28 protein-coding genes and 4 pseudogenes are annotated in these 25033 nt (G+C 59.0%); 16 read left to right on the forward strand and 16 right to left on the reverse strand.

Annotated features, from left to right (window positions below):
• Positions 1 to 306: 306 nt before the first annotated feature.
• On the reverse strand, positions 307 to 654 hold the full coding sequence (locus AAFG16_RS08115) for a hypothetical protein (protein ID WP_342738567.1): 348 nt from the start codon (positions 652 to 654) through the stop codon (positions 307 to 309).
• A 966-nt stretch (positions 655 to 1620) separates the two neighbouring features.
• Positions 1621 to 2482, reverse strand: a pseudogene (locus AAFG16_RS08120) (transglutaminase family protein).
• Between the two features lie 298 nt (positions 2483 to 2780).
• Here AAFG16_RS08120 and ppk2 point away from each other — a divergent pair.
• On the forward strand, positions 2781 to 3569 hold the full coding sequence (gene ppk2 / locus AAFG16_RS08125; protein ID WP_038935056.1) for a polyphosphate kinase 2: 789 nt from the start codon (positions 2781 to 2783) through the stop codon (positions 3567 to 3569).
• A gap of 18 nt (positions 3570 to 3587) precedes the next feature.
• Here ppk2 and AAFG16_RS08130 read toward each other — a convergent pair whose 3' ends face one another.
• Complete coding sequence (locus AAFG16_RS08130; RefSeq protein WP_038935057.1) at positions 3588 to 3782, reverse strand: hypothetical protein; 195 nt, start codon at positions 3780 to 3782, stop codon at positions 3588 to 3590.
• Positions 3783 to 4126: 344 nt separating this feature from the next.
• Here AAFG16_RS08130 and AAFG16_RS08135 point away from each other — a divergent pair, with 344 nt between their 5' ends.
• Positions 4127 to 4744 (forward strand): hypothetical protein, encoded by a 618-nt coding sequence (locus tag AAFG16_RS08135; protein WP_342738569.1) that lies wholly within the window; start codon positions 4127 to 4129, stop codon positions 4742 to 4744.
• 35 nt (positions 4745 to 4779) lie between these two features.
• Positions 4780 to 5742, forward strand: coding sequence for a hypothetical protein (locus AAFG16_RS08140; RefSeq protein ID WP_342738571.1), 963 nt, complete (start codon positions 4780 to 4782; stop codon positions 5740 to 5742).
• A 61-nt stretch (positions 5743 to 5803) separates the two neighbouring features.
• Here the strand turns inward: AAFG16_RS08140 and AAFG16_RS08145 are convergent, their stop codons facing one another.
• Entirely contained in the window at positions 5804 to 6274 is a 471-nt protein-coding gene (locus tag AAFG16_RS08145; protein WP_342738573.1) for a MarR family transcriptional regulator, read from the reverse strand.
• Between the two features lie 13 nt (positions 6275 to 6287).
• Positions 6288 to 6674, reverse strand: a complete 387-nt coding sequence (locus tag AAFG16_RS08150) for a hypothetical protein (protein ID WP_342738575.1) — start codon at positions 6672 to 6674, stop codon at positions 6288 to 6290.
• A 145-nt stretch (positions 6675 to 6819) separates the two neighbouring features.
• Here AAFG16_RS08150 and AAFG16_RS08155 point away from each other — a divergent pair, with 145 nt between their 5' ends.
• The 9 genes from AAFG16_RS08155 (at position 6820) to AAFG16_RS08195 (ending at position 14825) form a co-directional block, all read left to right on the forward strand.
• Positions 6820 to 7707 carry a LysR substrate-binding domain-containing protein gene (locus AAFG16_RS08155; protein WP_312016668.1) on the forward strand — a complete coding sequence of 296 codons (888 nt, stop codon included), beginning with the start codon at positions 6820 to 6822 and terminating at the stop codon, positions 7705 to 7707.
• Between the two features lie 141 nt (positions 7708 to 7848).
• Positions 7849 to 8400 (forward strand): peroxidase-related enzyme, encoded by a 552-nt coding sequence (locus tag AAFG16_RS08160; RefSeq protein WP_342738580.1) that lies wholly within the window; start codon positions 7849 to 7851, stop codon positions 8398 to 8400.
• 220 nt (positions 8401 to 8620) lie between these two features.
• Positions 8621 to 9298, forward strand: coding sequence for a DJ-1/PfpI family protein (locus tag AAFG16_RS08165; protein WP_220003187.1), 678 nt, complete (start codon positions 8621 to 8623; stop codon positions 9296 to 9298).
• Between the two features lie 107 nt (positions 9299 to 9405).
• Positions 9406 to 9963 (forward strand): carboxymuconolactone decarboxylase family protein, encoded by a 558-nt coding sequence (locus AAFG16_RS08170; RefSeq protein ID WP_220003188.1) that lies wholly within the window; start codon positions 9406 to 9408, stop codon positions 9961 to 9963.
• 59 nt (positions 9964 to 10022) lie between these two features.
• Positions 10023 to 10943, forward strand: coding sequence for a LysR substrate-binding domain-containing protein (locus tag AAFG16_RS08175; RefSeq protein ID WP_228749555.1), 921 nt, complete (start codon positions 10023 to 10025; stop codon positions 10941 to 10943).
• Between the two features lie 281 nt (positions 10944 to 11224).
• Positions 11225 to 11788: a cytochrome P460 family protein gene (locus AAFG16_RS08180; RefSeq protein WP_220003189.1), complete on the forward strand. Its 564-nt coding sequence runs from the start codon at positions 11225 to 11227 to the stop codon at positions 11786 to 11788.
• A gap of 125 nt (positions 11789 to 11913) precedes the next feature.
• Entirely contained in the window at positions 11914 to 12774 is an 861-nt protein-coding gene (locus AAFG16_RS08185; RefSeq protein WP_220003190.1) for an alpha/beta hydrolase, read from the forward strand.
• A gap of 44 nt (positions 12775 to 12818) precedes the next feature.
• Positions 12819 to 13205: a nuclear transport factor 2 family protein gene (locus tag AAFG16_RS08190; protein ID WP_220003191.1), complete on the forward strand. Its 387-nt coding sequence runs from the start codon at positions 12819 to 12821 to the stop codon at positions 13203 to 13205.
• A gap of 213 nt (positions 13206 to 13418) precedes the next feature.
• Complete coding sequence (locus AAFG16_RS08195) at positions 13419 to 14825, forward strand: adenylate/guanylate cyclase domain-containing protein (protein WP_342738591.1); 1407 nt, start codon at positions 13419 to 13421, stop codon at positions 14823 to 14825.
• 211 nt (positions 14826 to 15036) lie between these two features.
• Here the strand turns inward: AAFG16_RS08195 and AAFG16_RS08200 are convergent, their stop codons facing one another.
• From AAFG16_RS08200 to AAFG16_RS08210, 3 genes are all read right to left on the reverse strand, one after another.
• Positions 15037 to 15234 (reverse strand): hypothetical protein, encoded by a 198-nt coding sequence (locus AAFG16_RS08200; protein ID WP_342738593.1) that lies wholly within the window; start codon positions 15232 to 15234, stop codon positions 15037 to 15039.
• Between the two features lie 117 nt (positions 15235 to 15351).
• On the reverse strand, positions 15352 to 15612 hold the full coding sequence (locus tag AAFG16_RS08205) for a hypothetical protein (RefSeq protein WP_342738595.1): 261 nt from the start codon (positions 15610 to 15612) through the stop codon (positions 15352 to 15354).
• 165 nt (positions 15613 to 15777) lie between these two features.
• Positions 15778 to 16506, reverse strand: coding sequence for an SOS response-associated peptidase family protein (locus tag AAFG16_RS08210; protein WP_342740872.1), 729 nt, complete (start codon positions 16504 to 16506; stop codon positions 15778 to 15780).
• 176 nt (positions 16507 to 16682) lie between these two features.
• Here AAFG16_RS08210 and AAFG16_RS08215 point away from each other — a divergent pair, with 176 nt between their 5' ends.
• On the forward strand, positions 16683 to 17606 hold the full coding sequence (locus tag AAFG16_RS08215) for a Ku protein (protein ID WP_342738597.1): 924 nt from the start codon (positions 16683 to 16685) through the stop codon (positions 17604 to 17606).
• A 52-nt stretch (positions 17607 to 17658) separates the two neighbouring features.
• Here the strand turns inward: AAFG16_RS08215 and AAFG16_RS08220 are convergent.
• From AAFG16_RS08220 to AAFG16_RS08250, 7 genes and pseudogenes are all read right to left on the reverse strand, one after another.
• A pseudogene (locus tag AAFG16_RS08220) lies at positions 17659 to 17859 on the reverse strand (DNA ligase); the annotation flags it as partial.
• A gap of 89 nt (positions 17860 to 17948) precedes the next feature.
• A complete protein-coding gene (locus AAFG16_RS08225; protein ID WP_342738599.1) occupies positions 17949 to 18407 on the reverse strand; it encodes a DUF6527 family protein in 459 nt (152 codons plus the stop codon).
• Positions 18388 to 19584 carry a ThiF family adenylyltransferase gene (locus tag AAFG16_RS08230; RefSeq protein ID WP_342738601.1) on the reverse strand — a complete coding sequence of 399 codons (1197 nt, stop codon included), beginning with the start codon at positions 19582 to 19584 and terminating at the stop codon, positions 18388 to 18390. The genes AAFG16_RS08225 and AAFG16_RS08230 overlap by 20 nt, the downstream gene beginning before the upstream one ends.
• Positions 19559 to 19852, reverse strand: a complete 294-nt coding sequence (locus AAFG16_RS08235) for a multiubiquitin domain-containing protein (RefSeq protein ID WP_342738603.1) — start codon at positions 19850 to 19852, stop codon at positions 19559 to 19561. Before AAFG16_RS08235 ends, AAFG16_RS08230 begins: the two co-directional genes overlap by 26 nt.
• A gap of 358 nt (positions 19853 to 20210) precedes the next feature.
• Entirely contained in the window at positions 20211 to 20585 is a 375-nt protein-coding gene (locus AAFG16_RS08240; RefSeq protein ID WP_342738605.1) for a hypothetical protein, read from the reverse strand.
• 315 nt (positions 20586 to 20900) lie between these two features.
• On the reverse strand, positions 20901 to 21296 hold the full coding sequence (locus tag AAFG16_RS08245; protein ID WP_342738606.1) for a hypothetical protein: 396 nt from the start codon (positions 21294 to 21296) through the stop codon (positions 20901 to 20903).
• Positions 21297 to 21352: 56 nt separating this feature from the next.
• Positions 21353 to 21472, reverse strand: a pseudogene (locus AAFG16_RS08250) (Ku protein); the annotation flags it as partial.
• 232 nt (positions 21473 to 21704) lie between these two features.
• On the opposite strand from AAFG16_RS08250, the pseudogene AAFG16_RS08255 reads away from it, so the two are divergent.
• Positions 21705 to 22112: pseudogene (locus AAFG16_RS08255) on the forward strand (hypothetical protein).
• 339 nt (positions 22113 to 22451) lie between these two features.
• Here AAFG16_RS08255 and AAFG16_RS08260 read toward each other — a convergent pair.
• Positions 22452 to 22823 (reverse strand): hypothetical protein, encoded by a 372-nt coding sequence (locus AAFG16_RS08260; protein ID WP_342738607.1) that lies wholly within the window; start codon positions 22821 to 22823, stop codon positions 22452 to 22454.
• 71 nt (positions 22824 to 22894) lie between these two features.
• Here AAFG16_RS08260 and AAFG16_RS08265 point away from each other — a divergent pair, with 71 nt between their 5' ends.
• Positions 22895 to 23713 (forward strand): hypothetical protein, encoded by an 819-nt coding sequence (locus tag AAFG16_RS08265; protein WP_342738609.1) that lies wholly within the window; start codon positions 22895 to 22897, stop codon positions 23711 to 23713.
• A gap of 199 nt (positions 23714 to 23912) precedes the next feature.
• Positions 23913 to 25004, forward strand: coding sequence for a PIN domain-containing protein (locus AAFG16_RS08270; protein ID WP_342738611.1), 1092 nt, complete (start codon positions 23913 to 23915; stop codon positions 25002 to 25004).
• Positions 25005 to 25033: the final 29 nt, after the last annotated feature.

Raw genomic sequence — 25033 nt, forward strand, 5'->3', positions numbered from 1 at the left:
CCTTGGTATTGTCTGGCTCGTGGTCAGCGGTGCCCGTGGCGTTGCCGGGACGAGTCAGTCGCTTCGGGATTGCTGGTCGAGCCGATAGACCCGCCCCGCGCTCGCGCCTTTAGCTCCCTGGCGCAAGTTTTGTCTGTCTTGCGATTCGCCGACTCCTGCATAAGTCTGCAGGCGACCCCGGATGGGAGGGGCCGATGCAGTTGACCGGATCACAAGGGCGCAGCCGCGCCATCGCGCTCGAGCGCGCGTTGAGTGGGCATGGTCTGTGACAGAGGTTGCCACGCCCAAACAGCGTCGCTCGTGCGCTCAATACGGGGCGTAGTATTGGCGGCGATAGGGATACGTGCCGCCGTAGTAGCCTGGCGCATAGTAGCCCGGCCCGTAATAGCTACCACCGTAGGCTCCATAAGCGGCGGCTCCAGCCGCGGCACCCAGGATGCCAAGACCAATTGCGGTCCCCGGAGCGCCGTAGTAGCCACGACCGCGGTAGTGGCGTCGGTAGTAGATTTCTGTCACCCCGGACGAAGAAGCCGCTTGTGTCAGAAGAGTCGTGCTCGGCGAGATCGGAGCTGCCCCCGAAGGCAGCACCGAGCCGAGCATCGCCGCACCGAAGAGCGCGACCGCAATCGCGTATTTCATTGTCTGCTGGTTCATGGTCGTATCCTCTCGAACTTGGAGCATCTCAAGCGGGGGAAGTCGATTGCGTGCCGCTGGCCGATAAAGAACCTCGACCCAGAGTGCTCGAAGCGCTGGTGGGGGCGGATCCGAGGATTCGTGGTTCTAAGCGAACTCACTGACCCGCCTCTGTACTCGCGCCGCGACTTAGCCGATTACTTGGCGCAAGTTTTGTCCGCCTTCAAAGCGGCTTCTGCCGAGGCCTTTGTCGTGTGGGCGACGCCGACAACCTTCATGCTGCCGCCGGTAGCAGGCTGGCTCTCGACAATCTGACACTTCATGGTCGCAGTATCCTGAGCCAGGTAGAACGAGGAGGGCGATTGGCCAACGGTTTTGCCAGTCTCCGCCGCGAATGACGGAGAAGCGAATGCGAGAACAGCGACTGTCGCTAATAGAATTCTTTTCATAGTATCCACCAATTCTTATGCGTCCGGAATCGGACAAAGAATGAACAGGGCACGCCGACAAGAGTTCCAGCTATCGCCGATTTGTTTGTTGCGTGTGGATCCGCGTGGATCAGTGACAGCCCCGAAAGTCTGTCGACAGGTTGTGCCAATCGCCCAATTCCATTCTGCCTAGCGGCGATCCTTCAGCGGGTGTTGCCGTTAGCGGGAATCAATTGGCTATAGCCGCGGCCCTCGCAAACATTCTCTCAATCACCGATGGATGCCGAGAGCAGGGCGGCAAGAAGTATTGTGCTGCAACGCCGCGCGAGCTCATGGTCAAAATTGCTCATTCAAGAAAATTTAACGAAAGGGAATTTGCCATCAGATTAGGACGGCATCACTCATCGCAATGTCACTCTTTGGCCCAAGCCCCACTGACGAGTAGGCGCAATAGGCGATGCCCATCATGAGCAGGAGCCTGAAGGCCCTTCTAGAAAACGTGAGGGCCTTGAAGCTGAACGACTGATCAGAAAGGCTGCCGAAGGTCCAATGCGTCGATCTATGATGTGACAAGAACTTCTACGGACATCCCGGCGAAGGCGCAGATGCTGCCGACGAAGCTGCCGGACACCGGAATCGTCTGCCGGATGTCGCGCGCGACCGCGACCGGGATCAGATTGAAGCCGCCGAGGCTACGATTCGTCGGGTCGAAAGTGATCCAGCCGGCGCCCGGTACGAAGACCTCGGCCCACGCATGGGTTGATCCCGCATCGCTCGATCCGACGCTCTGTTTCTCTGGATTGTAAAGATAGCCGGAGACGATCCTGGTTCCAAACCCGAGCATGCGTGCTGCTTCGGTGAACAGCACCGCCAAATCCCGGCATGATCCCCAGCCACGATTTAATGTTTCTACCGGCGTTTGGGTACCCTCATCCTCACGGCTCTGGTACCGGACAGCTTCCGAAACGCCGACGCTCAGGTCCTTTAGCAGCGACAGCGTATCGGTCCGACCTCCTCGAATGAACATTTGTGCCCAATTTCGTAGGACCCCCGCCGTGTCCGAGTACTGGGGGAGAGCCAGGGCGCCGAGATCGGTCCAATCGTCATCCGAATAGTGGAATGGGTAAGACATGGCCGAGACAGCGATATCGAACACCGGCCATGCAACCGCGTCGAGCTGAAGCTCCGCGAGGCTGGCGATCACCAGGTTGGAGGCTGTCATCTGAAGCGTGGCCGTCGCGATTGCATTGCCAAACACATCGTGCGCCCAGGTCAAGGCCGCATGCGGCGTCATCGTGACGTTGCTCGAAATCAAGCGGAGCTCGCGGCTTTCGCGCGGACGAAGCATCAAGCGGCGGCAACAGGTGCACCTGTTCGTTGAATCGATAAGTCGGCGTGTGAAGAACCTTCAGCATAATCAACGAAAGCTCCGATCGGGGCGGGCTCTGGCCAGGCCCCTTATCCGGTGGTCCCCTCGGGAAGTATGGCCGAGTTGAAGATGCCCATGCAAATGTCGATCCAGACGACCGAAACCGGACGAGGCACCGTGCAAGAACGCTGAGATTCATTCATAGGGGCATGTTAACGGGTGTCCATGTGCAAGCACAACATCAGTTCGCGGTGCGATAGGATTCGACAAGTGTGACCTGCTGCAATGTGTGGACAGCCTCGTGTCGCGCGACATTCCTGGATAGTGAGGCGACTAGGAGGGATCGAACCATGAAGAACCGGCCACCACTTCCGCAACATTTGAGTCGCCATAGGTATCACGCGCTGCTGGTCCGGCTGCAAATCGAGCTCGTCAAGCTGCAGCGCTGCGTGATTGAGCGCGGCCAGCGTATCCTTGTCATCGTCGAAGGTCGCGACGCCGCCGGCAAGGATGGCACAATCAAGTCGATTGTCGAACATCTAAGCCCGCGTGATACCCGCGTCGTAGCGCTGGGGCCGCCGAGCAATCGGGAACGGTGTTCATGGTACTTCCAGCGTCACGTTTCGCACTTGCCCGCGGCAGGAGAGATCGTGCTGTTCAATCGCAGTTGGTACAACCGTGCTGGAGTTGAGCGTGTCATGGGCTTTTGCACCAAGGAGGAAACCGAGGAATTCCTCGAGACCGTGCCGGGTTTCGAAGCAATGATTGAGCGTTCGGGGATCACCCTGCTCAAGTACTATCTTGATATTTCGAAACAGGAGCAGAAGCGACGGCTCGCCGACCGCCAAAGGGATCCCCTGAAGCAATGGAAGATGAGCCCCATCGATGCCAAGGCGCAGAAGCTTTGGAAAGCTTATTCCGAAGCACGGGACAAGATGCTGGAGCGGACGCACACCGTCACCTCGCCCTGGACCGTGGTCCGCGGCGGTGACAAGGAACATGCGCGGCTTAATATCATTCGCGATGTGCTGTGGCGGCTGAACTATCCGGGAAAGCACCGTCGTCTCCACAGACCCGATCCGGCGGTCGTTTTTCCTTACGATAAAGCCTGCTATGAGCGCGGCCTTATCGAGGCCTAGGTGGCTTACCTTGATGCCTCAGTTTGCATCGAGCGAAATTCTGTAGCCTGCATTTTCGAGAGCGGCGAGGACAGCTGTTGCGATAGTCTTGCATTCGTTGGGCTCTTTGTAAGTTTTCGGCCACACCGTCCCGTTTCCCGCGTCTGGAAAATCAACGAAAGCTGATTGAATAGCGCGTTCGATGATCCGTTGGAGCTTCTCATCCCGTATCATTGCCTTGTCTCCCGCTCTCGACGATCGTCAATATCGCCAGTTTACCTAGAGCCGTTGCGGCGCGCCGCCAATGCGCTCGAGCGCAAAAAAACCTGTTTGAAGGAGCAAAACGTATTCTCGTTCCTCCGATCATCAGCGCAGGCGAGCGTAGCTCTCACCGATTTGCGACGCTCAGGCCAGGCCTCTTTGCGGCTGGCGACGCGGGGGACGGCGTCTATCGGCAGGCTGTCACGCCGGTCTCGGCTGCATGACGGCACTTGAGGCCACTCGCTTTCTCTTGGCCCAATGTCCTTCCAGCCGGCGCGCTTGTCCTATTGAAGATAAGCTCAACCCTTAAGCAATGCATGGCTGAATTACACAGCGATTTCAATTACATACGAGTTCGCAGTTTTGTTCTGAGTGGCGCGCCATCTTCCAAAATCGCGTTTGAAATTCCTCGACTTTTCGGTTTGATTGTCCCACTCCGGTTTTCGGTGGGACAGTATTTGTTCATCATTCTTTCTCGCATTGCTTTGACCATCGCACTCGTGGCGCGCCCCTTCATTATCGTGCCAGTTGGAGCCGAGCCGCTGGCCGGCGCGCGAGGTACGCTTGTTTCGTTCGTTCCAGCGAAAGGCGCACTTTTGGTTGCTGCCGACAGCCGCTCTACAACTTTGGGGGTCCGCTGCGACGGCCGAATTAAACTTGCTATCCCCGCAAATCCGCCCATGGCTATCGTGGCTGGCACCGGCGCCTCAGAATGGATTTCTGCGCGCGTGCCGCTCTGGCCTCACGATCCTTGCGGCGATCTCGACAAGAACGGCGTAACCTTCTTGGACGCGAAGGCGCTCGCTGTCCGCTTTCTCGAACAAAAGAACCTGCCAATTTGGCGGCTCGATCTCTCGGATTTCGCGAATTACATCACCAAAGCGATTATCCATACGAGGGCGTCGGCTCGATCCGGCGAGCCGTTGCCGACATAACCATCAGAGGTCATCGCGGCGAGCGCGGTGTCGCCGTGGCAATTCCCGCAGCCGTGACCGTCTACGGCAAGATGGTCGACGAACGCATCAGAAACGTCGAGCTTGAGATCAAAAGGCAAGAACAGGCGAACGCGATCAAGCAGCAAGAGAAGGAGTTCATGACCCGGTTTGTCAGCCAAGCCGTTGACCGTGATATCAACGCCCGCCTGCGGTTTACTGATTACTTTGCTCATCTTGCTGAAGAAACTGAGGCGAGGCGCTGGGCCAAATTTCAGGACGATCTGATCAGTCAGAAGACCAAGATAATGGACGAAATTTCAACGCTGGAAGATCGGCTCAATAGCGAAGAACTAACGCCGATCGAACGGGCGCGCTTCATCCGTCTCGTCCAAACCTACTACGACGAGATCGGCATCAATCGAACGCTCGTTGCTCCTACCAGCTCGCCAGACCTGCCCGACAAGCCGCCGCCAGCGGATAGCTCTCTCTTTCGGATCCAGCAATCCCAACAGAACAAGCAATATCTGACATTTGAGTATCTCCAAGCCAAGTTCGGAGAACCGGGCCGGCCTGGCACCGACCGGTGCGTTCGCGCGTCCAATCCCGCGTTCCTAGGCTTGCTTCGCTCCGCACCAATGCTAGATCCGCGCCAGCGCGTGACGATGTTGCAGCCACTTTGGACGAAGATGAACACTGACATCGGTCAGTTTACAAAAGAGCACCCGGACATCACCGGGAAGCTCTTAGTCGAGTCCTTCGAATGCGTGAAAATCGATAAGGGCTCCGGCAAGCTCACACCCAATTCCTACGCCATTTCCGCGAACGTCTATCTCGACGGCGACGACAAGCTCGCGCAGGACGTCGAGAACTGGTCGCCTGACAAGGTTCAAGGTTACCAGAAACTTGTCACGTTCATGAACGAGCGTGGCTGGATATGGACACCGACTTTGACTCCTCGATTTACGTCGAACTTTGCGGCATCGCGATCGGCTCTTTAAGTCGCGTACGCGATCACGGCTGCAACCATTTGGGTCACTTTCTCCCTGCTGCCAGACGTCTTCATGACGCATGACCGCTCGGCCGACCGAGTTTTTGACGTAGTGTCGCCAACGCATGCCTAAGAGAGATCGTACCGCCCGCCCCGAGATCGATAGCACGCGAGAGTTTCTCGGAGACGCTCTTCGCCCCCGGTTCGAGCGCCCGTCCGGGATCAGCGAGAGTTATGCGAACCTGTCTGTTGTCGGTCGGATCGCGTTCGCGGCGGACGTACCCAGCGGCTTCCAGCCGTTTCAGAAGGGGCGTTAGAGTGCCGGAGTCGAGGAAGAGCCGAGTGCCTAGCTCGTTGACGGTGACGTTGTCGCGCCCCCACAACACGATCATCACCAAAAATTGGGGGTACGTCAGACGAAGCGGATGAAGCAGCGACTTGTATGCTTTGTTGAACGCGAGGGCGGTCGCGTACACCGCGAAGCTCACGTCTTCATCCAGATCTATCGCTCCTGAACCGGCGTCATGGGGATCGTGTGTCATGTGCGTCTGCAGCCTAGCGCCCGCCGGCCGCGTCCGCGCGCATTGAACGTAGAGAACGGACGCGGGCGAAATTCCATGGAAGGTGAAGCGCGGCCTCCGTTGCACCGAGAACGTCCTTCACTGACCTCAAGACGCCGACCCGAAAGATCCGGACGGGTCGCATCGAACTCAGGCGGTAGGCGATGGAATTGAGAACGACCACGTTCAAGTACGCGATGGCCACCAGGTCCTGCGCGGCCAGGCTACCGGGCGGCATAATGGCGGCTGCAAGAGCCACCAACGCCCTGACGCCGACGCAGGCAGTCCGATTTCTGCCCAACTCCGTGCAGAGATCCGCGTGGCTCGGAAGAACACGTTCGACCAGAAGCGCCGCGGCGGACAGCAATGCTGTTGTTGTCATGATCGGTACTCCGTCAGCAGTCCCGCTTTCAGCGCGAGCGGACTGTTGAGCGCACCTTGCAATGTTGCGCAGGGAAAAATAATCTCTCGTTTCAGAGATTGTGGCTTCCAATAAATGAAAGTCAGGGATGGATAGGCTGGAAGCGATGTCGATCGTGCTGCAGACGGTCGAAAAAGGCAGCCTGACGGGGGCGGCCAAAGCCTTGAACATGCCGCTGCCGACGCTCAGCCGGAAACTTAGCGACCTCGAAGCCTATCTCGGGACCAAGCTGCTGCAGCGTTCGACGCGCAAGCTCACCCTGACGGACGCGGGTCAGTCTTATGTTGCTTCGATTAAGCGCATCATGGAGGAAATCGAAGAAGTCGAAAGAGCGGCATCCAGCGAGTACACCACTCCCCGCGGCGAGCTCGTTCTGACGGCGCCGCTCCTGTTCGGTCAGATGTACATTCTGCCCATCGTCACGGACTTCCTAGCGGCCTATCCCGAAATCAACGTTCGGCTCCTTCTGTCGGACAGAAACCTTCATCTATACGACGATCACGTCGATATGGCCGTGCGTCTGGGCGAACTACCGGACAGCAGCATGATCGCGACGCGCGTCGGGGCTATGGACACGGTGGTGTGCGCCTCACCGGACCTGCTGGCGGCTCACGGCGTTCCGAAACACCCGAAGGATCTACAAAGGCTGCCCTGTGTGATCTTCACTGGCCCTTCCTCCGCAATCTGGTCCTTTCGGAATCCCGCGAACAAGCGCGAATTTGGAGTCGACATCGTTCCGCGTCTATCGGTCACGGCCGCCGAATCCGCCGTTCAGGCCGCAGTCCGGCGCACCGGCCTCACCAGAGTGTACCGCTATCATTGCGCCGATGAGCTTCGATCCGGAAAGCTCGTCCAGGTGCTGCAGAAGTTCGATGTCGAACCCATTCCCGTCCACCTCGTCCACGCAGCACGCGGGCAATTGCCGCTCAAGATGCGGGTCTTTCTGGACTTTGCCGCCAGCCAGCTGCGATCGGCCCTATCGAAGCTGGGATGAGAGGATGGTCACGACGGCCCCGCTTCCCCTTCCACAGCATGAAAGAGACACTTCCATTCTTACCGGATTATTCTTTCCAATGAAACATCCGATGTTCTCCTCACCGAAGCCAAGGTGGCTCGGTTGCAAAGGAGAAACCTCATGGCTCGCGCCCCCATCCCTTCCATTCAACAGGCCCCCACCAAGTCCCAACCGATCCTTGAGAACTACGTGAAGGTTCTCGGCGTGGTGCCGAACTTCTTCTCTCTGATCTCCCAGTCGCCCGATGCCCTGAAGGCGATTGCGGATATGCACGCGACGCTCGGCAAGAGCATCGGCCACAAGACCCGCGAACGCCTGCACATCATGACCGCCGAAGTGAACGGCTGCAGCTACTGCCTGACGGCCCACAGCTATCTGGCCGGCAAGCTGAACGGTCTGACCAAGGAGGACATGGAGCTCAATCGCGAGGGTCATTCCACCGATCCCCAGGCCGATGCCGCGCTACAGTTCGCCTACAAGGTCGCCAAATCGCGCGGTCACATCGAGGATGCGGATTTCGCGGCCGTTCGCGCTGCGGGCTTTACCGAAGCGCAGATCATCGACATCGTCGCCGAGACCGCCTTCAGCTTCATCACCAATCTGTTCAACAACACCTTCAAAACAGACTTGGACCCGTCATTTCCGGAGCTTCACACCAGGAAAGCGGCTTGATCGAGGTATCGGCCTGGCCGGCGGATGGCCTTCAGCCTTCCGCTGGCCGGACCTCGCGTCGGCGCAGATCGCTTCAAGGTTTGTTCGTGAGCGACGAATTCGTTGCCGCGTTCGATACCCGAATGGGCGATGACCAAATCTTCGCGTCCCCGTTTGAGACACACGCAACCCATCCGACAACAGTCCCGCCGTCAAAGAGCACGGCTTTGAGGAGGTATCAATGACCACCGTCGTGATTCCCGTCTACAACGAAGTAACTCAGCTCGACTTCACCGCGCCTCATCAGTTTCTGACCATGATTCCTGACATCACGGTGATCGTCGCGTCGATCGGAGCAACGCCGGTAACTTCCCACGGACTCTCTTTCACAAAGCTGGCCGATCTGGAAACCATCGGTAGCTGCGACGTTTTCTGCGTCCCCGGCGGGCTCGGCTGCATCGACGCCATGGAGGATGCCCGCTTCATGTCGGCCGTGCGCCGGCTGGCGAGCACCGCGACCTACGTGACCTCTGTTTGCTCCGGATCTCTGATCCTCGGAGCGGCCGGATTGCTTAGGGGACGTCGAGCATCTTCGCACTGGGCGTGGCTCGACCTGCTGCCGGCATTCGGTGCGATCCCCGAAAAAGCCCGCGTCGTTCGCGACGGCAACATCTTGACGGGCGGTGGCGTCACCGCCGGCGCCGACTTCGCGCTGACGCTGATCGCCGAACTGCGCGGTGAGGATGCCGCACAGTGCGTGCAGTTGGCCCTAGAATATGCGCCCGCCCCTCCGTTCCAATCCGGCGACGCGGATACTGCGCCGACGCACGTCCGCTACGCAGTGATCGAGCAGATGGGAGAGATGATGGGCGACACGCGCCGACGCGTCGAGTCGGTCGCAAGCCGAGCCCACCAATAGTTGCCGCGTACGAACGCTCCTCGGAAAAGAGGCTCGATGGCGGGCGGTGCTTTGCGGCTGCGCCCGCCATCCGGAAGGAAATTGGGATGAACTTGTAAGGAGAGATCATGTCCCGCTTGCGAATATCGACCCGCGACGGTGCGCCTGCAGCCAGTAAACCCACCTTGGACAACATTTATCGGAAGCTCGGCGTCGTGCCTAATCTGTCGCGTCTGATCGGTAGCAGCCCGGTCGCACTCGAAGCGTTCGTCGCGTTTCAGGACGGATTGTCCAGGACCCTGGACTCCAAGACACGCGCACGGATCGCTCTTGCGGTGGCTCAAGTCAACGGTTCCGACTACTGCCTGTCGGCCCACAGCTATCTCGCGATCAATTTCGCCAAGCTGCCTCCGGAGGAGATCGCCCTCAATCGAATGGGCGCATCCAAGGATCCGAAGGCGGATGCGGCGGTGAGGTTCGCGGCGAAAGTGGTTCGCAAGCGTGGTCATGTCGGCGATGCCGACCTGTCCGCGGTGCGGCTCGCCGGCTACGGAGACGCACAGATCGTCGAAATCGTAGCCTTGGTGGCCGAGAACGTCTTCACGAACTACCTCAACAAGGTGGCTGAGACCGACATAGATTTCCCGATCGTGCGGACAGAAGCTCTCTCAGAACGGGGCGGGTAGCGAGCGAGCCGACGCGCTCCAAGGCGCGATGTATCCTTGCGTAAATCGGCGACGCATGAATGACCGCGATCGGCACAGCAATCATGGAGATGGCTATGAACCTCGATATCGACTGTCTCCGCACGCTTCTTGTCGTGGCGGATACGATGAGTTTTTCCCGGGCCGCCGAAATCGTCGGTCGGTCTCAGTCCACCATCAGTGCGCAAATCGCGAAACTGGAAGGGCAAATAGGTCAGCCATTGCTGTCGCGTCGCAAAGGCAAGGTTTTGGAACTCACTCCGCACGGAGACCGTCTAGTAAAGTATGCAAGACGAATTCTGCAACTTAACGACGAGGCCTGCCGGTTGATGTCGGAAGAACCTCTCGATGGTTTCGTCCGCCTGGGTGTTCCGCTCGATTTCTTCGGTCGCGACCTCACGGCCTGGCTCGCGCAGTTCAAAGCGAAGTACCCGATGGTCGGGTTGGAGGTGGAAGCCAACCAGTCGGAAGGATTGCAGAAACGAAGCACGCGCGGAGAACTCGACCTCGCTTTCTTCAAGCAGGACATGGGCGCCAAGCTCGGCACGGTGGCTCAGCGCGAGCAGTTGGTGTGGGTTTCCGGGCCGAATTTCGAGTGCGATGAGATGGACTCCATACCGCTGGTATTGTTTCCGGACGGCTGTGCGTATCGTCGTTGCGCCCTCGCTTCTCTGAAAACTCACGGTTCACCCAGCCATATCAGTTTTGTCGGCCCCAGCTTCGACAGTCTCAAATCGGCGGCGATAGACGGCATGGGAATTACCGTGCTCGCTCGCGCACTGGTCAAGCCCCCGCTTAAGATCGTCCCTCACGGACGAAGTCTCCCTCAGTTGCCTGCAGTCGAACTGGCTTATTCACAAGGGCAGCGGAGCAATTCCCGCGTGCTCAACGAGCTTACCAACCATCTTGTCGACAGCCTAGTAATGACGGACCAAGCTCCGGCAGGAGGCAGCATCTGGTAGACGCCCGCACAGCTCTGCCTACGCATGCGTGCGAAGGGGCCCAAGCGTCTGCGCCTTCAACAAGCTGAACCTGAACGGCATCGTCCAGAAGAATCTGACGCCAATCCATTTATGGGAAAGTTCGATGCTCCAATCGGAACAATCGATTTTGAGATCGGCGAGCGCCTGACTAGCGTTCCGGACAACAGGCGGCGTTCCTACGCAGGCCGTCGCGCTTTCACGCCGCGACGCCGAGAGGCGACTGCTGGATCCCAAACCGAAAACGCTGAAGGAAGCATCGTATGAATCGTAGGAGTTTGTTTGTCGTCTCGGTCGCACTCGCCTTCAGCGCCTCCGTGGCGCTCGTCCTTGCAGCCGACGAGCGGCCCGCGAAGTCTTCGAACGTGGAGGATGCCGCCGGCAACCTGCACGTCCCGGGCGACTATCGCGAGCTCTACGAATATCTGGGCAGTTGGTCGGTGGCGGATGACGACAAACCTGGCGCCAAGCAGATCCACGCGGTCTACGCATCGCCAGGAACACGCGAGGCTTTCAAAAAGACTGGAAAGTTTCCCGACGGGACCGTGCTGGTCAAGGAGCAGTTCGAGGCAAGCACGGATACCATGACCTCGGGTACGGCGAGCCACCAGGACAAGCTCAACGGTTGGTTCGTTTTGGTGAAGGATTCCACCAAACGGCACCCCGGCAATCCCTTGTGGGGCGACGGTTGGGGATGGTCCCATTTCGACGTGGGGGCTCCCACCCGCACTACCGCGACTGACTACCACAGCGATTGTCTGCCCTGTCACACTCCCGCCCAGGCCACAGATTGGGTCTATAGGCAGGGTTACCCGTCGCTACGTTGAAGTCATGCCTCTACTGCGCTGACCGATAGATGCATTCGACAGGTGCTCGCTCTCCTGTCGCTGAACGGGTGAACCGGCGCACTCCAGTTCTCTTGCGAACTCTAATCTAGCTTCAGGAAATCCACATGCCACTCAGTTTCCAAGCCATCGATGTCGACGGCCTCGAGGTCTTTTACCGTCGGGCCGGTGATCCGTCCCGGCCTACCGTTCTGCTGCTCCATGGCTTCCCGACCGCAAGCCACATGTTCCGCGATCTGATTCCGCAACTCGACGATCGCTATGACGTCGTTGCACCTGATCTGCCCGGGTTCGGCATGACCGAGCAGCCGGCACGCGATCGATTCACCTACACATTTGAGAACATCGCCAAGGTGATCGACCGCTTCACCGAAGTCCTCGGGCTGGACAAGTTCGCGATCTATGTCTTCGACTACGGGGCTCCGGTCGGCTTCCGACTGGCGGTGAAGCACCCCGAGCGGATCACCGCGATCGTCACCCAGAACGGCAATACCTATCTTGAGGGCGTATCCGACGCCTTCGCACCAGTCCGAACCTACTGGAACGAACCGATCCAGGCCAACCGGGACGCGCTGCGCGGCTTCCTGGCGCCGCAGACGACGCTTTTCCAATATACGCACGGCGTGGCGGACCCGAGCCGGGTCCCGCCCGACGGGCGTAATCTGGACGATTTCTATCTGGCGCGACCAGGCAATGACGAGATCCAGCTCGACCTCTTACTCGACTATCGATCGAACGTGGCGCTGTACGATACGATCCAAGCCTATCTGCGCCAACATCAGCCGCCCGTCCTCGCCGTCTGGGGCAAGAACGACCCGTTCTTCATTCCGCCCGGTGCCGAAGCATTCAAGCGGGACGTGCCTTCGGCCGACGTCCGCTTCGTCGACAGCGGTCACTTCGCACTCGAAACCCACGCAAGCGAGATCGCGGCAGCGATGCGCGACTTTCTCGCCAAGCACGTCGGCTGACATCCCGACACGCCGCGTCGTGCCGCCTTTTCAGGAGATCTAACGTGACCACACCCACCGCAATCGTTCGAAGCTTCTACGACAGACTGGCGGCCGGCGATGCGCCAGGCGCGCTGTGCCTGATGGCGCCCGACATCGAATGGATCACGATGTGGCACTATAAGGTCGATGGCCGCGGGCCCCAGCGCGTGGCCGAAGGTCTGTTCAAGCCGTTGGTGGCGGAGTGGTCAAGCTTTGCGCTCGTCCCCACCGAATTCATTACGGAGGGCAACACGGTCGTGTCGCTCGGCGATTTCACGGGGGTACACGGCGCGACGGGCAAAAAGGTCGAAGCCCGCTATGCGCATGTCTGGATCGTTAAGGACGGCAAGATCACCGAGTTCCGCCAGTACATCGACACGCTGGCCGTCGCCGAGGCGCGCCGGTCATGACCTATCGCGATCCTGACAGGCCAGAGCGACGACAGCTCCCTCGCGCAGGGCAGAAGCGATCGACAAGCGCAGCCCCGGTCTATCGAACCTCTTGGAGAGCCACTTTTTCAGAAGGCAATGAACACTCTGGCTGCGACAGGGCGAGAGTTGGGCGGTGCGCTCAGCTTTCCAAAATTGGTTTGCTGGCCGCCGGGGACGAAAACGAGGCGCTTCGTGCCAGGTAAACGTATCGAACGGCGGCTGGCTGCGGTAGTGGCGGCAGATGTCGAGGGCTACTCGCGACTCATGAGCGCCGACGAGGTCGGAACTCTCGCCGTCCTAAAATCCCTCCGTCGCGAAGTGGTCGATCCAATCATCGCTGCGCACTACGGCCGCATCGTTAAGACCACCGGCGACGGGATGCTTATAGAGTTCGCCAGCGCCGTTGACGCGGTGACCTGCGCGCTGGTCTTGCAGGATCAGATGAGGGCAGGTAGCGGGCGCACAGAGCCAAAGATCACTTTTCGGATCGGTATCAACGTTGGCGATATCATTGTCCAAGGCAGCGATATTTTCGGCGATGGCGTCAATGTCGCAGCCCGCGTCGAGAACGAATGCGAGCCGGGCGGCGTGTGCCTGTCTGGCAGCGCTTTTGAGCAAGTCCGCGGAAAAACCAGACTCGCCTTCTACGATCTCGGCGAGAGGTCATTGCGGAATATTGACCGACCGGTGCGGCTTTATGGGACGCGTCCTGCCGGGTTGATATCGGCCGCGAGCGCGCCAATCGCGGAAGCCACCAAGCCTCTCCCGCCGCCCGGCGGGCCGTCGATCGCGGTGCTGCCGTTTAGAAACATGTGTGCTGATCCCGAGCAGGATTATTTTTCTGATGGCATAGCGGAAGACATCATCACGGCGCTGTCGCACTTCGAGTGGTTATTCGTTATCGCCCGAAATTCGAGCTTCAACTATAAGAACAAGGCAGTTGACATCAAGCAGATCGGGCGAGAACTCGGCGTGCGCTATGTCTTGGAAGGCAGCGTGCGCAGGGCGGGTGAGCGCATACGCGTCACTGTCCGGCTCGTCGAAACGGCCACTGGCGCGCATTTGTGGGCCGACAAGATAGATGGCGCGCCAGACGACGTGTTCGCGTTGCAGGACGAGGTGACTTTGAGGGTCGTAGGTGCGATCGAGGTCTCCATCACACAGGCCGAGATCAGCCGCGCGCCGGTGAAGCCAAGCTCCAGTGGTCACGTTCGGAGTGGGGTGGGAGCCCTCGACAGTGCCATAGACCATTCTTTGCGTTCCATAACGTTGAGTCCGCTAGACCTACAGCTCGGATTTGCGCACGGCGGCCTCGCTTACGCCTACATCGCGAAGGGGAAATACGAAGAAGCTCTTGAGTACGCGCGTCGAGCGGCTCATGAGATGCCACGATGGGTTTTTGGCTGGGCCGCCATGGCCATCGCGACGGCGTATCTTGGCGACTTTGAAGCAGCGAGAAACGCTACTCAGCGACTCCAACAACTCTCGCCGAGCTTTTCGATTGGCGCATGGGACGGAGCCAAGGCTGGTCGAGAGCAATGGATCTACGAAAAGTTCTATCATGGTCTGCGTCTTGCCGGTGTTCCGGAAAACTTGTAGGTCGTGGCCTCATTAGCGCGGAGCAATAGCCTGATTGATGCGGGTTGGACGATGGCTACGTAGTTGGCCTCAAGTTTGTCGTAGCGCGTTGCCCCCGATGACATCGCATGATTCGCTTGAAGAACCGCTCAACCTGATTGCGGGCGATTTAGATAAGGACTGGGCTGGCTGCAATTGCTTTTGGACCGGATGTTAGTCCGCGCGCCTTTATTCAGGACCCGTTCTTTTTGACGAAGATCAGGTCCGGACACTGTCGCTTAGCCCTCACTGAGGGCATTGCAGAGCGAACTCCGAATTTGCGGGCTTCGTAACTCGCGGCGGCGACGGCTCCTCGAGCCGCCCACCGCGGCCGGCCTTCCGCGCAGGTCCGGGCGTCGCGCTGTTCCACGGATGCATAGAATGCATCCATGTCGATATGGATGATCTTGTGGTAGGGCGCGTTCGAGTGGCCTTGCGCTGAATCGGACCGGAACCAACTGTAGATTACAGATATCGCAGTGCTCTCGTCGCAGCGTTAGATCCTGTTCTAAGGCGGACACTCCGGGCAAGTATCGCCGATAGAATCCAGTACCTCGCGGACTTCTGCAACAGCATCGTCCGGAGAAACCCCGCTCGGCGACTCTTCACGAGCGATCTCGACGGCGCGCTCGCGCGCGTGCGGGTCGGCACGATCCTGCATCCAGCCGTGCTCCTCGCATTTGCGGATGGCGCCGGCTTCCTGCAGCACGGAGATCGCCCAGCCGCGCAGGGTCCGAATCGCCGGTCTTCTCTGTTTCGTCATCAGCATCGAGATCGCTCCCGCGGAACGAATCCTTGTGCCGCCCGCGTCGTTCCCGGCGGTTAGCACAAGGCAGGGATTCGAAATCGCTAGAGCTGCCGCTTGTCCACGTGTTCCGCCGGCATGTGCACAGCCGCGAATTCCAACGCGCCAGCAGCTGGCTATGACCCGCGCTCAGGAGGCGGGCGCTGGATCTTCCTTCTCGCCCGTGGCGACGATCGTCAGCGCTCCGTCGGGCAGCGGCCGCTGTAGCGCCTTAGCCGCCTCCCAAGGGGCGCGCATCCAGGCGTGGTACTCCTCGGGCTTCGTCAGGATCACCGGCATCGCCTTCGGATGGACACGGCCGACTTCAGCGTTGGGCTCCGTAGTGAGGAATCCGAACACGTCGATCCTGACCTCACCTTCCTTGGCCTTCCGGACCGATGTCCAGTTGGTCCACAAGCCGCCGAACGCTAGCAGCGGCCGGTTCTCGTCCGCAGCGAACCAGACCGGCACCTCCTTACCGTCGACGGTGTCGTACTCGCTGAACGAGGTGAACGGCACCAGACAGCGGTTCTCCGGACCAAGCCACCGTTTCCAATGCGCGCTGTTCACGTTGCGGATGTTGGTTGTGCCGCCATCCGGCTCCATTCGGAGTAGCCCCTTGAAGTCGACGGGCTTCCCCTTCGCCTCGAGTTTCTCTGCTCGCTTTTTCGTCGCGTCCATGAGCGCCTTGGCCGACGAGGGCATGCCCCACCGAGCCATGACGATCTCGCGTCCCTCGGCACCGTTGCGTACGATCGGTGCAGGGTAGTCAGGAAAAATGCCTGGCATCGACGGCAGGTTGCCGACGTGGCTGTTCAGTGCGCCGAACAGGCGGCGGATCGCGTCCACGTTTTTTGTCATCGAGTAGAGATTGCACACGATCAAGTCTCCGGAGCGGCCAACTCGATCGGTCATGCCCAATTAGAACATAACAAGAACAAAAGAGTCGAGTCCCGGACCGAAAAATTGGCCCCTATGGCGAGGCAGCCGTTGTCGGAACCATGGTCTGCCGTTCGTCTTGAATCCAGGCCGTCTCGAACCGGAGTTCTGCGTACATGGCCCCCCGTGCCAACTGGAAAGGCTTCCTGCGTTTGTCGCTCGTGACGTGCCCGGTGGCGCTCTATCCGGCCACTTCCGAGTCGGAGAAGATCAGCTTCAACCAGCTCAACCGGCAGACCGGCCACCGCATCAAGTATCTCAAGGTCGACGCCGACACGGGCGACGAGGTGCCCAACGAGGACATCGTCAAGGGGTACGAACTCGACAAGGGCCAGTACATCGAGGTCACCAAAGATGAGCTCGAGGACATCGCGCTCGAGTCCACGCGCACCATCGAGATCGACGAATTCGTCGACAAGTCCGACATCGATCCGCGCTATCTGATCCGCCCCTACTACCTGCGTCCGGACGGAAAGGTGGGCCACGATGCCTTCGCCGTGATTCGCGAGACCATCCGCGAGATGGATAAGGTCGCAATCGGCCGGGTGGTGCTCACCAATCGCGAGCATATCATCGCGCTCGAGCCGCTGGACAAAGGTCTCGTCGGCACGCTGCTGCGCTACCCGTATGAGGTGCGCAGCGAGCAGGAATATTTCGACGAGATCCAGGACGTCAAAGTGACCAAGGACATGCTCGACCTGGCCCGGCACATCGTGAACCAAAAGGCAGGGCGCTTCGAGCCCGAAAAGTTCGAGGACCACTACGAGACGGCGCTCATTGACCTGATCAACAAGAAGCGCGCCGGCAAGCCGATCACTCCGAAGGAGCGGCCGGCGGCGACCAACGTGGTCGACCTGATGGAGGCGCTGCGGCGGAGCGTCGGCCGGGAAGCCTCGCCGGCAAAGGCCGCAAAGCCAGCCAAGAAACCGCGCAAGGCATCGAGTGGTCAGAAGGAGATGCTGATGCCGATCGAGGGCAAGAAGCCCAAGGAGACGGCGGCGAAGAAGTCGGCGGCCAAGCCGCAGCGGAAGTCAGCGTGAGGTCGGAATAGGAGGACCGCATGGATATGAAAGAAGCTTCTGCGATGGCCTACGCGCTGTCGCGGACCTTCGAGACCACTCCCTCCAGTCCGACCTTGCAGGCGTGCGCGAACATCTCGCGACCATCGATCTCGAAGCTCTCGCTGAACTGGATCTCGGTGCCCTCTATGATCTTCTTGAGCTCGGTTTTGCGCTTGACGAGCGGCAGCTTCCGGAGATCGCGGCCGTTCAGGTACAGGAGGTCGAAGGCGACTCCTTCGGCGAGTAGCCGCGGACTTTCAGCGTCATTGAAGACGAGGAGACCTACGGCGAGCGCTTTACCTGAGCGTCGTTTTGCGACGCTCACTTCCAAAGCGAACGGAAGAAGGCGACCACGCCATCGATGAATTTGCGGATTCCTGCAGCAAACCATCCAGCCGGGCGCCGTGGCGGAGGCGGCTTGATCTCACCTGTGAATACCTTGCTTGCGTATTCATCTGATCGCTGCGCCCAAGCCGTCTGTTCGTCCGTCATGTCAGCGTACCAGTCTATTCGGGACTGGCGTATCCAATAGTGAGAACGGCACGGAAGGGTACCCAGACCGATTGAGGGGTCAAGCGAGACGGTCGCGCCGTGGACAGTCAGTCGCCACTTCGCCGGATTAAGCGGAGTGACGACTTTCTGGCCGCAGCCGCAGCAACACAGATGCGACGCGGTTTTGAACCGCTGCGACACATAGATAATCCCCTCGTCCAGTTCTTTCGGTATGTACTCGACGAATTTGGGTTCGATGTGATGCCGTCTAGCCAGACTGTTCCTCATTGCACAGTTCACCCGTTGCGATCTGATAGCTCGAGAAAAATTCCTTGCCGGCGTCGCGGTAGAAGCCAAGGAAGCGCTTCCACCGGATAACAGCGAATGCAGCGTTCAAGGCATTGAGCTCCGCAATCTGGATGTTCGTCTCGTAGTCGTTTTCTTCTTCCGCCTCGTCGCCAAACGACATCCGCCGATCGATGTGGTCGCGCTTTTGAGCCGTGCTGGAAACGACCTGCACGATGCCTTGCAAGCCGTTCGGCCCTCGAATGATGCCGAGACCCACGTCAATGAACGAGATGCCATGCGCACCCAGCCAATCAACAATGGCTCGCTTTGCCTTTCCTGCATCGAGGCAGAGAAAGACGAAGTTCAATCCTTCCAGCAGGTGAAGATTATCCGGTCCCAGGGGGACCGAATGCTTCACCAAGCCCTTCCGTCGCAGCTTGCTATAGATGCCGAACAGATTATCCACCTTCGACTTCTTCTGCTCCAGCTCCGCGAGCGACCAGGCACCCGGAGCACGGAAGGCGTTGTGTGGATCGAAGGTGTCGCCGTCGAACAGCCGAATTTCAGCAACCCGTGTCTTGGCGACCAGATCGAGCACATAGGAACCGGTGCCGCCGACGCCAACGATTGCGACGCGGTGACCCTCCAGTTTTTCGTTGTCGGCAGCAATGTGAACGCGACTTGCGGCGGTGTCGATGTAGTTGAATACATCGTCATCCTCTGCGTCGGTCGCGTACACCGGGAACGTCTCGGCCTTCACCTCGGGTCGAAGTTTTTGCGCTTCGCCGACGATCCAGCCGAGGTACGCTCGCATCTTGTGCCAGTAGTCCTTGTAGTCTGCCTTGGCAGAGAACGTGAAATTCGATTTCAGTCCGCCGCCAAGGTCCTCCGGTCCACTGGGGTTTTCGAAGCTACGAATCTTATCGCCATTGGCATGGCAAGGGTGCTCGCCAATCCAGTAAGCGACATGCTTCGTGGGTTTCGCAGCGACCTCGTGGCCGTCGGCCACGGTGGTCTCCAGTTGCGAGATGAGGACTCCATCCTCGCGCACCACACCAACCGCTGTCACATAGGGCACGTCCCTGATGTGCAAGTAGCCGTGAAGGATTGCAAGGTGGAGCCCTTCATTCCGTAACTGAAGGAGATCGCGGCTATGAGCGATTAGCCGGTGTGACATCGAACTCCATGTCTTTCTTCACTTGCACCGATTCACCTTCGAGCAGCGTGCCGGTCGGCTTGCCCGAGTTGCCCTTGCTGTACACGACCGAGTACCGCTTACCTTCGGGCAGGGGCGGGGCACCGATCAGCTGAAGCAACTCCTCATAGGAGATCTTCTCTTTCGGCACTTCATAGGCAGTACCGTTCACAATAATTGTGACCGGTGCCGGTCCGTGGCCGGGACTGTCACCGCCATGGCCGGGGTTATTCTCATTTGGATTTGGCATTGATAGTTGTCCTTGTGACGCGCGAGCGGAGCCTGTAGCAGGCGATGAAGCTCGCTATGAATGAAAACAAGTTGTGATGCGCTCGCGCTCGTCTTAAAATCGAAAGATCAAGCAAAGTCGTCGTGTCGCTTGACACGAGTTGCGAACACAATATGTATGGGAGCCGAAGGAGCGCCCGAAGACGCTCCGAACGGTAGATCAGGCTATTATGAGCCTCGGAACGTACAGAAGGGTTGCAGCCCCAAAGTACCCGCCGAAGCACGGATCTAAACTCATAGTCGACCTACCAATCTCCGCTCTGGCGACGACATCGCCGGTATGCACCCGACCAGGTGAGGGCCTCGGACAATCCGGGGCCTTAACTTTTTGGCGGAAACAACGATGGTTCGTCTGGTAGACGGAACCAGCGGTTGCCCCGCAGTTCCACTTTCTTGTCGCGATCCTTCAACCGCGACAGTTGCGGCGAAAGACTGTGCCGCGCGATCTTCCCGTCGAAGTACTTCTCGTTCAGCTCCGCCAGGATTTCCTGCGCCGTCATGCCGAGTGGCTTGTGTCGCAGAATTTCCAGCACAGCTTCCATGATCGTCGGCGGTTTCTTCTTCACGCTGTCCTCGTCGAGCTTCTTCAGCAGCGCGAGGATTTGACGAAGCTCGTCTTGGATCTCGTTGATCAGTCCTTCCTTCTCGATCAGTTCTTTCCGCAGCCGCGCAGTCTCGGGATAGAGCGGCTGCATCTTGGCCTCCAGCTCACCCTTACGCGCCACCAACATGTCTCGAACACTCGCCATCGGAATCGGAATGTAGTCTTTCTCGATTCCGAGCGCAACACACGTATGGTTAACGGACTCCAGAATATGGTTAACGAATCGTTACCGGAGTCCGCAGACCCGGCATAGTTATTGCTACGCGCGCGAAATACCTTCCGAAGTTAATATAGGTATCTCAATACCTAAATCAGCGTAGCTGACGTGCGACCGATCTTCAGGCGAGAATTACAAATCCGAGCCAGGCAAGGGAGCCGTCCCCCGTGGCCGGAGACGGCTCAGGTGTCACGGCGTGTACCTCATACGGCCAGTCTTGCCTGGGAAGGCTGCCTTTGCCTTGTCGTCCCAGATGAACACGACATCCAGCGACAGTCCGAGGGTGCGTACGAGGTGGTAGATCGTCTTCCAGGCGGGATTGGCCGCCTGCCCTTGGACTGACAGTCCGGCCTCCTTGATGAACCGGTAGCCCTGTGAAGCGTCCGCCTCGCCGTCGACGAAGTTGCAGAGCAGCATGTGCTTCAGCTTTTCGCCTTTGACCCCTTTGAGACCAGCCATCCGGACGAGCTCGAACAGGAGCGGATTCCAGTAGAGGATGCCCTTGTCGAAGGTCTTGCCTTCTAGCTCGATCGACATCGGGCGTGTGAAGGTGAGGTCGGGGGCATTGTCGGGCTGGAAAACCATGGGGCCTCCGCTGGCCGGGGCCGGCGCCTCTACGATAAAACCACAAGAGGATTCTACGCCGCCTTGCGCCGCTTTTTTCCTGATTTCTTGGGTGCCTCTGTCGCGGTCGCCCCCTCTCTTCCGATGCTCTTGCGCAGCGCGTCCATCAGGTCCACGACGTTCTCACCTCGAGGACGTGTGCCATTTTCCATTGACGCGATGTGCCCCTGGCGCACGCCTGATCAGGCCTGCGGCCCTCGGTAGATGGCGCAGCGTTTCGCCGCGCGAGATCGGAGCGCGCACGCATGTCGCTTCCAGGATTCTGGAGGCCGCCACAAAGGGGGCGGTATCTCCCGAGGCTCTCAGGCAGGTCGGCCGCGATGCCCTCATGCGGGCGCTCACGATGTGGCGCTGACCGGACGGGGCGAGGTGAACTTTCAGGTCACGGTGCTGAAGGTCCTGGTGAGCTATCCGGAGGGATTCGCCGTGATGGCCGATCTCAAGCGCGATATGGCAATCCTGGCTACCAGCGGAAAGGACTGGTCGGATCGCACCAAGCGGCTACATCGCGAGTGCCGGACCTCGATATCTTTTCGCAAGGGCTGGTCGAGCGCGAGAGCGGTGGTTGGCAGATCGCCGGTAGACAGCGGTGCGATTTTGGAATTCATGGAAGCCCGCCCTGGTGTCGAGCAAATCCTCGAGACGGCTCCGCCCGAAATGGCCGACGCACCGGTGCCTCCGTTGCCGCAACGTTCCGAGCGAGCGAAGCTTCGGCGCGAGCGCCGTAGAGAAGCACGTGAACGCGCGCGGGCTATGCTTCCTAGCTCCAGGCGTTGAAATCCGGCTTTCGGGAATGAAATCAGCTCCTAAAACTTCTTCAGCAGGAGGTTGGTGTCCCTGAGGAAGTTCCGAAGCGAGAGAGCGGCTGCAGGCCGTGATGCGAAGTGTGCGTTAGGATAGGCAAGGCCGCGGCGAATGCGCGGTACCGATTCCGGTATTCCGCGCTTCGCGTCCGCGTTCGGGCAGGCAACGCCGGAAACCGCGCTGAGATGGCAGATGGCTCGTTATTGCTGGCTCCCTCCTCGAACTGGGCTCGAATTCGGACGACGGTTCAAAACGACCCGAGCGTGAGGGAGTGTGGTCGCCATCGCTCCCTCTGCCGCGGGTCGGATGAAACTATGATTGCAGCGCCTTAGGCCCGGCCGACGCGCTTTGACCAGCTATCTGGCCACCGTTCTTGCCGACAAGGCGGCATTCATACCTTGATTGTTTCGATGATGTGCGGCAATTTTCAATTGCATTCCAATGGTTGGGGGCCAGCATGGTGCGTTCGTCTGTCATTGCAATTCTTCTTGTTTTTAGTTTTTCGCGTTCAGCTATCAGCGATGAGATCCTCTGCCCGAGGCAGAAGGAGCCGACCTGCCAGGACATCCTTCCCGCGCGAGAAATGAATTGCGAAAGGGCATCCTGCAACGTCGCCAAAAGCACCGATAGCGGGCGGACCTCCTGTCTTTGGACCTGCGCCGCGCACTTCGATAACTTCAGCATCAACGGTGTCCCTCTGCAATCACTCTTCGACGCGCTGAAGAAGTCGCAGCAGCAGTGACTGGGAGGACATCATGAGGCAAAAAAAGGCCGCCTTGGCAGCATTGACTCTGGCGCTGTCTCTGGCGGGATGCGGAACATACGTGCCGCAGATGCAGGAGGCATGGGAAACCTCGCGCACACCCGTGCTGACCGCAGGAGGTGATCTCGAATTCAAGGTACGCGAAAAGATCTACTGTGACATCGTCCAAGCGGTGCACGACAATGACACGCTGTTGCCCACTCGATGGGGCGTGCAGACGACCGTCGATCTCCAGGTCGACGAGACTGGCGCCCTGAACCCAGGGGTATCCTTCATAGAACCTTTGGCAGATAGTCAATCGCGCTCGCTGGGGCTCGGCGGGACGCTCTCTTCCCAAGGCACGCGGGAGGATAAATTTGGAAACTATTGGAATCTCGACAAGCTTCGGAAGTTTTCTGGAGGCACCTGCGATCAAGACCGTCCTTCGTTTCACGGCTCGTCGCTCCTCTTAGAGAGCCAATTGGGAATATCCGAGTGGCTGCGCGATCGGTTGCAGTCCGAATTAGCGCTTCCGTCCTCGGCTCTGCCGAAGGATGCCGGAGACACGTTCAAGCAAGACGTACTGTCCTACCACGTCAAGTTCGTCGTGATCTCTACCGGCACGATCAACCCCGTGTGGAAGCTCGTCCGGTTCTCCGCCGGCGATGGATCCACGCTCGGATCCTTGAACCGTACGCGGACGCATGATCTCCTGCTCACGTTCGGCCCCGCGTTCAAGCCTGGAAGCGCGAACGTCGCATTGCTCTCGCACCATGCCCAGGAAATTGGTATCGCCGTCTCGAACGGCAACCGGTCCCTGGTGCCAAGATAACAGGTATCGCGGCGACGATGCCTCGCTCCGCGGAACGTAACCGGGAGAAAGGCGTCGCGGGGCGTCTCTGGGCGGTCGAGCGACCATAATTTGGTTTTAAGGCTGCCGCACCGCGTGCAAGTTTGTCATCAGCGTCAGTAGGCCGGGTGGGCTTCAGAAAGACGCGCAATTCAGTACGTCGGTGAAGAGGAGCGCAAGCGTGAAATACGATGCTGTCACGCTGGATACCAACATATTCAAGCAGAAGCACTTGAATCTCGAACGCGGTCTCCTTGCGCAGTTCAAGCAGTTCGCCGAAGGCTCGGCGAGGTTCGTGCTGTCCGAAATTGTTCAGAAGGAAGTGCTCCGGCATCTCAAGGAGGAGGCCGACCTCGCCAAGAAGGATCTGGAAGTCGCCATACGCCGTAGCGGTCTCTCACAACTATTCGATGAGGGAACGCTGTCATCGCTCAGAAGTCTCACGCAAGATGGTCTCGACGCCTCAGCCGCAGCGGACCGCAACCTTAAAAAGTGGATGGAAAGCACGGCTTGTGAGATCGTCCGCGCTTCGGGCGCCGACATCGAGCGCTTGATCGCCATGTATTTTGCGATCGAGACGCCATTCGAGGAGGGCAAGAAACACGAATTTCCGGACGCCATCGCTCTTATCACACTAGAGGATTGGGCGAAGAGCAACAGCAAGAAGCTGCTGGCGATCACGCGCGACAAGGGCTGGATCGCATTTTGCGGCAGGTCGGAGTGGATCGACACGGAACAGGATGTGTCGAGCGCGCTCCAGGGCTTTCAGGCACACACCGAAAGCGCCCGCCGGTTGGTCGCGTCATTGCTGGGCGCGATATCTGCGGGAGGTCGGCAAGACTTCAAAAGCGAATTGGACAAGCGCCTGGCTAGAGAGATCGAGGAAATCGAGCCCGAGATCGAGGCATATTCCGACGAATTCTACTGGGACGTGGTCGATTACGCCATCGAACCGAAGCACATCAGCCTAATTGCGACGAACGACTCTTTCAAGATCATACAAACTCAGAAGGATGGTTTCGTGGTCCAGATGACGGTCGAGATCTCCGCTCGCGTGAGGGCCGAGTTCTATCACTACGCCGATGCGGCCCATGCCCACAAGGTGGGAGCGAGCCGCGAGAGCGTTATGACGGAGTTTCGCGTCAATGTTCTCGGGAGCATACGAGCGGAAGCCCCTGATGACTGCACTTTAGCTCACCTTGAATTGGATGACCCATCCGTGAACGTAGATTTCGGCGACATATTCCCAGAGATCGAAGGTTGCGAGGAATGATGGTCCGTTCCTTGTCACCGACCGGACGC

This window comes from Bradyrhizobium sp. B117, assembly GCF_038969555.1.
In the GTDB taxonomy this organism is placed as follows: domain Bacteria; phylum Pseudomonadota; class Alphaproteobacteria; order Rhizobiales; family Xanthobacteraceae; genus Bradyrhizobium.

What these genes read in the sequence shown, in the direction of transcription:
- AAFG16_RS08160 (WP_342738580.1), top strand. Translation starts at nt 7,849, where the DNA reads ATGGCTCGCGCCCCCATCCCTTCCATTCAACAGGCCCCCACCAAGTCC.
- AAFG16_RS08155 (WP_312016668.1), top strand. Translation starts at nt 6,820, where the DNA reads ATGTCGATCGTGCTGCAGACGGTCGAAAAAGGCAGCCTGACGGGGGCG.
- AAFG16_RS08180 (WP_220003189.1), top strand. Translation starts at nt 11,225, where the DNA reads ATGAATCGTAGGAGTTTGTTTGTCGTCTCGGTCGCACTCGCCTTCAGC.
- AAFG16_RS08130 (WP_038935057.1), bottom strand. Translation starts at nt 3,782, where the DNA reads ATGATACGGGATGAGAAGCTCCAACGGATCATCGAACGCGCTATTCAA.
- AAFG16_RS08165 (WP_220003187.1), top strand. Translation starts at nt 8,621, where the DNA reads ATGACCACCGTCGTGATTCCCGTCTACAACGAAGTAACTCAGCTCGAC.
- AAFG16_RS08230 (WP_342738601.1), bottom strand. Translation starts at nt 19,584, where the DNA reads ATGTCACACCGGCTAATCGCTCATAGCCGCGATCTCCTTCAGTTACGG.
- AAFG16_RS08150 (WP_342738575.1), bottom strand. Translation starts at nt 6,674, where the DNA reads ATGACAACAACAGCATTGCTGTCCGCCGCGGCGCTTCTGGTCGAACGT.
- ppk2 (WP_038935056.1), top strand. Translation starts at nt 2,781, where the DNA reads ATGAAGAACCGGCCACCACTTCCGCAACATTTGAGTCGCCATAGGTAT.
- AAFG16_RS08240 (WP_342738605.1), bottom strand. Translation starts at nt 20,585, where the DNA reads ATGCAGCCGCTCTATCCCGAGACTGCGCGGCTGCGGAAAGAACTGATC.
- AAFG16_RS08235 (WP_342738603.1), bottom strand. Translation starts at nt 19,852, where the DNA reads ATGCCAAATCCAAATGAGAATAACCCCGGCCATGGCGGTGACAGTCCC.
- AAFG16_RS08145 (WP_342738573.1), bottom strand. Translation starts at nt 6,274, where the DNA reads ATGACACACGATCCCCATGACGCCGGTTCAGGAGCGATAGATCTGGAT.
- AAFG16_RS08205 (WP_342738595.1), bottom strand. Translation starts at nt 15,612, where the DNA reads ATGCTGATGACGAAACAGAGAAGACCGGCGATTCGGACCCTGCGCGGC.
- AAFG16_RS08185 (WP_220003190.1), top strand. Translation starts at nt 11,914, where the DNA reads ATGCCACTCAGTTTCCAAGCCATCGATGTCGACGGCCTCGAGGTCTTT.
- AAFG16_RS08260 (WP_342738607.1), bottom strand. Translation starts at nt 22,823, where the DNA reads ATGCTGAAGTTATCGAAGTGCGCGGCGCAGGTCCAAAGACAGGAGGTC.
- AAFG16_RS08115 (WP_342738567.1), bottom strand. Translation starts at nt 654, where the DNA reads ATGAACCAGCAGACAATGAAATACGCGATTGCGGTCGCGCTCTTCGGT.
- AAFG16_RS08215 (WP_342738597.1), top strand. Translation starts at nt 16,683, where the DNA reads ATGGCCCCCCGTGCCAACTGGAAAGGCTTCCTGCGTTTGTCGCTCGTG.
- AAFG16_RS08265 (WP_342738609.1), top strand. Translation starts at nt 22,895, where the DNA reads ATGAGGCAAAAAAAGGCCGCCTTGGCAGCATTGACTCTGGCGCTGTCT.
- AAFG16_RS08175 (WP_228749555.1), top strand. Translation starts at nt 10,023, where the DNA reads ATGACCGCGATCGGCACAGCAATCATGGAGATGGCTATGAACCTCGAT.
- AAFG16_RS08170 (WP_220003188.1), top strand. Translation starts at nt 9,406, where the DNA reads ATGTCCCGCTTGCGAATATCGACCCGCGACGGTGCGCCTGCAGCCAGT.
- AAFG16_RS08225 (WP_342738599.1), bottom strand. Translation starts at nt 18,407, where the DNA reads ATGAGGAACAGTCTGGCTAGACGGCATCACATCGAACCCAAATTCGTC.
- AAFG16_RS08135 (WP_342738569.1), top strand. Translation starts at nt 4,127, where the DNA reads ATGGCTGAATTACACAGCGATTTCAATTACATACGAGTTCGCAGTTTT.
- AAFG16_RS08200 (WP_342738593.1), bottom strand. Translation starts at nt 15,234, where the DNA reads ATGGATGCATTCTATGCATCCGTGGAACAGCGCGACGCCCGGACCTGC.
- AAFG16_RS08245 (WP_342738606.1), bottom strand. Translation starts at nt 21,296, where the DNA reads ATGGTTTTCCAGCCCGACAATGCCCCCGACCTCACCTTCACACGCCCG.